At 73.5% G+C, this 4,810-nt stretch carries 4 protein-coding genes; all 4 read right to left on the reverse strand.

The genetic code is table 11. The features are described from left to right. Nucleotides 1-45: 45 nt before the first annotated feature. The 4 genes from ACIQOV_RS27925 to ACIQOV_RS27940 all read right to left on the reverse strand — a co-directional run bounded on the left by ACIQOV_RS27925 (nt 46) and on the right by ACIQOV_RS27940 (nt 4,678). Complete coding sequence (locus ACIQOV_RS27925; protein WP_401053129.1) at nt 46-630, reverse strand: hypothetical protein; 585 nt, start codon at nt 628-630, stop codon at nt 46-48. Nucleotides 631-671: 41 nt separating this feature from the next. Next, nucleotides 672-1,739, reverse strand: a complete 1,068-nt coding sequence (locus ACIQOV_RS27930) for a ParA family protein (protein WP_030245868.1) — start codon at nt 1,737-1,739, stop codon at nt 672-674. A gap of 426 nt (nt 1,740-2,165) precedes the next feature. Next, on the reverse strand, nt 2,166-3,281 hold the full coding sequence (gene ald, locus ACIQOV_RS27935) for an alanine dehydrogenase (RefSeq protein WP_359899199.1): 1,116 nt from the start codon (nt 3,279-3,281) through the stop codon (nt 2,166-2,168). 260 nt (nt 3,282-3,541) lie between these two features. Further along, nucleotides 3,542-4,678 carry a tetratricopeptide repeat protein gene (locus tag ACIQOV_RS27940; protein WP_401053132.1) on the reverse strand — a complete coding sequence of 379 codons (1,137 nt, stop codon included), beginning with the start codon at nt 4,676-4,678 and terminating at the stop codon, nt 3,542-3,544. Between the last annotated feature and the right edge of the window lie 132 nt (nt 4,679-4,810).

A 4,810-nucleotide genomic window follows, 5' to 3' on the forward strand; every position in this document is an offset into this window, starting at 1 on the left:
CCCCTCGACGCCCGGCGCCAACGGCCGGCCGCCCTTCCGCGCCGCCTACCGGCCGCGCAGGCGCCGAACCAGGATCGAGGCCTCGCCGCGCTGCTCCAGGTCCGCCAGGACGACCGCGATGGCCTCCCGGACGATCCGCCCGCGGTCCACGGCCAGGCCGTGCTCGCCGCGCAGCACCAGCCGGGTGTGCTCCAGGTCCATGAGCTCCTCGGCGGACACGTACACCGTGATCTTCTCGTCGTGCCGCTCGCGCCCGGTGGGCCGGCGCGGCGCGCGGCCGCGCGGCCGGGCGCGTCCGGCGGCACCGGGCTGCTCCTCGGCGGCGCCCTGGTGCGTCCGGGCCGCCGGGGCGGAACCGGCTCCGCGGCCGCCCTGGACGGTCTTCCCGGCCCCGGCGGCGCCTGCGGCCACGGGCCCGACGGTCGCGCCGGAGCGCTGGACGGGCGGCTGCGCGGGCGCCGGCACCGAGGCGGGCGCCTGCTGCCCCGGCGTCACCTGCCGGTCGTCCTGGACGCCCTGGGCGGATTCGGTGCCCTCGGCGCCGTCCGGCTGGCCGTTGACGGTCCGCGCGGTCTCCGGTCTGGCTGCCTCGGCGGCCGGACGCGGCGCGAGGGAGGGCGACAGCGCCATCCCTCCCGTGGTCCGGAACAGCTCGTCGGCACCCGGGAGACTCACTCGGCGGGGCGGCACCGGTCGAGCACCTCCCTGGCGAGCTGGCGGTAGGCGGCGGCACCGACCGAGTTGGTCGCGTACGTCGTGATGGGCTCGCCGGCGACGGTGGTCTCCGGGAAGCGCACGGTCCGCCCGATGACGGTGTGGAAGACGTGCTCGCCGAACGCTTCGACGACGCGCGCCAGCACCTCGCGGCTGTGCACGGTGCGCGAGTCGTACATGGTGGCCAGGATGCCGTCCAGGCGCAGCTCGGGGTTGAGCCGCTCGCACACCTTCTCGATGGTCTCGGTCAGCAGCGCGACACCGCGCAGCGCGAAGAACTCGCACTCCAGCGGGACGATCACGCTGTGAGCGGCCGTCAACGCATTGACCGTCAGCAGGCCCAGCGAGGGCTGGCAGTCGATGATGACGTAGTCGTAGTCGGGCAGCAGCGGCTTCAGGGCGCGCGCCAGCGCGGACTCCCGGGCCACCTCGCTGACCAGCTGGACCTCGGCGGCGGAGAGGTCGATGTTGGAGGGCAGCAGGTCCATTCCCGGGACCGCCGTCTTCAGCAGCACTTCATCGGCCGTCAGGCCCCGCTCCATGAGCAGGTTGTAGACGGTGACGTCGAGCTCCATCGGGTTGACGCCGAGGCCGACCGAGAGCGCGCCCTGCGGGTCGAAGTCGACGAGCAGCACCCGGCGGCCGTACTCGGCCAGCGCCGCGCCCAAGTTGATGGTCGACGTGGTCTTGCCGACGCCGCCCTTCTGGTTGCACATGGCGATGATCTGGGCGGGGCCGTGCTCGGCGACCGGCGCGGGGATCGGGAAGTACGGCAGCGGACGGCCGGTGGGGCCGACCCGCTCGCGGCGCTGCCGCGCGGCGTCGGGGGCCAGCGTGGCGGCGTACTCCGGGTCCGGCTCGTACTCGGCGTCCGGGTCGTCGTAGGCGCCGTAGGCGAACTCGCCGTAGGCCAGGCCGTAGGCCGCCAAGTCGGCGTCGTGATCGGTCACCGTGGTCACCTGTGCTGTGTTCTGGCGTGCTTCGAAAGTACGGAGTGCGACCGAGCCGACCTCGGCCGAGCCCACGGAGGGCTGCCGGGCCCCGGACTCCTCACTCGGCTGGCCGGCGGTGAGCTCCGCCAGTCCTGGCTGACCACCCCCGGGAGCAATTGTCGACTCATTCACAAGTCGTCTTACCTCCTTGGGTCATCCAGGACTCTATGTCGATTCGTCAGCGTGGCAGCATGCCGACGGTTTGCGACTCTAGGCCGTTCAAGGCGTTCGCAGCAACACAATCCACGGTAGTGGGCAGGATGTGTCGAGTATCGAGCGGGCTGCTGTCAAGGGATGAGAGGGTCACCGGCCCCAACGTTTCTGCGGGCGGGTGACGTGACCGACAGATATTGACGACAGAGCGACCTGCCCGGTCCACCCGCTGATCACGGGCACGGCGAAGCCCCCGGCCCGAAGGGATCGGGTCGGGGGCGAACGACCGCCGGGCGGTCAGGGGGTTCAGGCGAGCACGCTCTCCAGGGAGACCGACTCCAGACCGAAGGCCTCGGCCACGGCCGGGAAGGTGATCTGGCCCTCGTGCACGTTCAGGCCCTTGGCGAGCGCCTCGTCGCGGCGCAGCGCCTCCTTCCACCCGCGGTTGGCCAGCTCCAGCACGTACGGCATGGTGGCGTTGGTCAGCGCGTAGGTGGAGGTGTTCGGGACGGCGCCCGGCATGTTGGCCACGCAGTAGAAGACCGAGTTGTGGACCGTGAAGGTCGGGTCGTCGTGCGTGGTGGCGTGCGAGTCCTCGAAGCAGCCGCCCTGGTCGATGGCGATGTCGACGAGCACGGAGCCCGGCTTCATGCGGGAGACCAGCTCGTTGGTGACCAGCTTCGGGGCCTTGGCGCCCGGGATCAGCACGGCACCGACGACCAGGTCGGCCTCCACGACGGCCTTCTCCAGCTCGAAGGCGTTCGACACGATGGTCTTGACCTTGGTGCCGAAGATGCGGTCGGCCTCGCGCAGCTTGTTGATGTCGCGGTCCAGCAGGGTCACCTCGTAACCCATGCCGACGGCGATGGTGGCCGCGTGCCAGCCCGAGACGCCACCGCCGATGACGACGGCCTTGGCCGGGTGGGTGCCGGGCACGCCGCCCGGCAGGGTGCCGCGGCCGCCGGCCGGGCGCATCAGGTGGTACGAGCCGACCTGCGGGGCCAGGCGGCCCGCGACCTCGGACATCGGGGCGAGCAGCGGCAGCGCGCCGTTCGACAGCTGCACGGTCTCGTACGCGATGGCGGTGGTGCCCGAGGCGACCAGCGCGTCGGTGCCGGCCCGGTCGGCCGCCAGGTGGAGGTACGTGAAGAGGGTCTGACCCTTGCGCAGCCGGTGGTACTCGGAGGCGATGGGCTCCTTGACCTTCAGCAGCAGGTCGGCGGTGGCCCACACCTCGTCGGCGGTGGGGAGGATGGTGGCGCCGGCGGCCACGTACTCCTCGTTCGGGATCGAGGAGCCGACACCGGCGTTGTCCTCGATGTAGACCTCGTGTCCGTTACGGACCAGCTCATGCACGCCGGCGGGCGTGATGGCCACGCGGTACTCGTGGTTCTTGACCTCGCGGGGGATGCCGACCTTCACGGGTGAACACGTCCTCTTGCCATGGGGGTCCCGACCGGAGAAGACCGGTGGGCGACGCGCACGTGGGGAAGCCTCCGGGGCAGCCCGGGGCGGGATCGCTGCGCGACTGAGTCCGAGTGTAATGAAGCCCAGTCGGCGTGTCAGCCTTCCAAAGTGAATAATTTTCCCGCACACATTGGCAGGTTCGTAGGCTTCCCCTGCGACTTACCCGCCAAAGACGTCCCAACCGGGCATCTTCGACAATACCTCCGAAATGCCTATCACCACCCGGCATCCACGCGTTCCCGCAGGTCCGCGAGGGCCCCGCCGACGGCCTCCCGGCCCCGCTCGTCGCCCAGCCGGCGCAGCACCGCGAGCGCGGCCCGGTACTCCCGGTCGGCCTCGTCGAAACGGCGCTGCGCGGTGTGCGCCTCGGCCACCCGGGCCAGCAGCCGGGCCTCGGCCGCGTGGTCCCCGAGGGCCTGCCGCAGGCCGAGCGCCCGCCCGTACCAGTCGGCGGCCCGCACCGCGTCGCCGAGCGCCCGGTGACAGTTGGCGGCGCTCTCCAGGGCCCGGGCGCAGAGCGGTTCGTCGTCGGCCCTTCGGGCGTGCTCCAGGGCGGCCCGGTAGTGGACGGCGGCCGGCTCCCAGCGGCCCGCCGAGGCCTGGAGGTCGCCCAGGTTGAGCAGCGCGGCCGAGGCCCGGCGGGGCCGGCCGGCGCGCTCGGCGACGGTCAGCACCAGCTCGTGCAGCCGGTAGAGGTCGGTGGGGGCGGCGGCTCCGGTCAGCGGCAGCGTCCGCAGCAGCGCGGTGACCAGCCGCCCGGCCGAACCGTCCAGGTCGCCCTGGCCGATCGCGTCGGCCACCGCGCCGAGCAGCAGCTCCCGCTCGCCGAGCAGCCACTCGCGGGCGTGCGCGGCCGACCGCAGCCGCAGCGGGGCGGGCAGCGGCTCCGGGACGGGGCCGACCGCCGGGTCGAGCAGCGCGCGGGCCGACTCGGTGAGCCGGACCATCCGCTCCAGCAGCCGGGCCCGGGCGAGCTCGGTCTCGGTGGGCCGGTCCTCCTGCTCGCGCAGCCGGACCAGCCGGGGGTACAGCCGCCCGGGCACCCGGTAGCGCGCGGTGCCGTCGGCGGCCGGCGCCTCCTCGCCGAGCAGCTCCCGCTCGGCGAGCGCGGCCAGCGTCACGGCCGCGTCCGGTACCGGGCAACCGACCAGCGCGGAGGCGGTGCGCGGGTCGGCGGTCTGCGCCGGGGCCAGGGTGAGGGTGCGCAGCATCCGCGCCTGGGCGGCCGGCAGCCCGCGGTACAGCAGGGTGAACGCGCCGAGCAGCGGGTCGTTGTCGGGGACGGGCACCGGCTCGGCCGGCTCCGGGCCGGGCTTCACCCAGGCCGCCGGATCACCGGCCGACTCCGTCACCGCGGCAGCGGAAGCGGCACCGGCACCGCGAGAGACAGCCGCACCGGCACCGGGAGCGGACTCACCGGCCCGGCCCTGCGCCGCCGCCGTCCCCGTCCCCGGGACCGCCTTCCCCGGGACGGGCTTGCCGGC

The organism is Kitasatospora sp. NPDC091257, from assembly GCF_044757675.1.
Lineage (GTDB): Bacteria > Actinomycetota > Actinomycetes > Streptomycetales > Streptomycetaceae > Kitasatospora > Kitasatospora lactacystinica.

What these genes read in the sequence shown, in the direction of transcription:
- ACIQOV_RS27925 (WP_401053129.1), bottom strand. Translation starts at nt 630, where the DNA reads ATGGCGCTGTCGCCCTCCCTCGCGCCGCGTCCGGCCGCCGAGGCAGCC.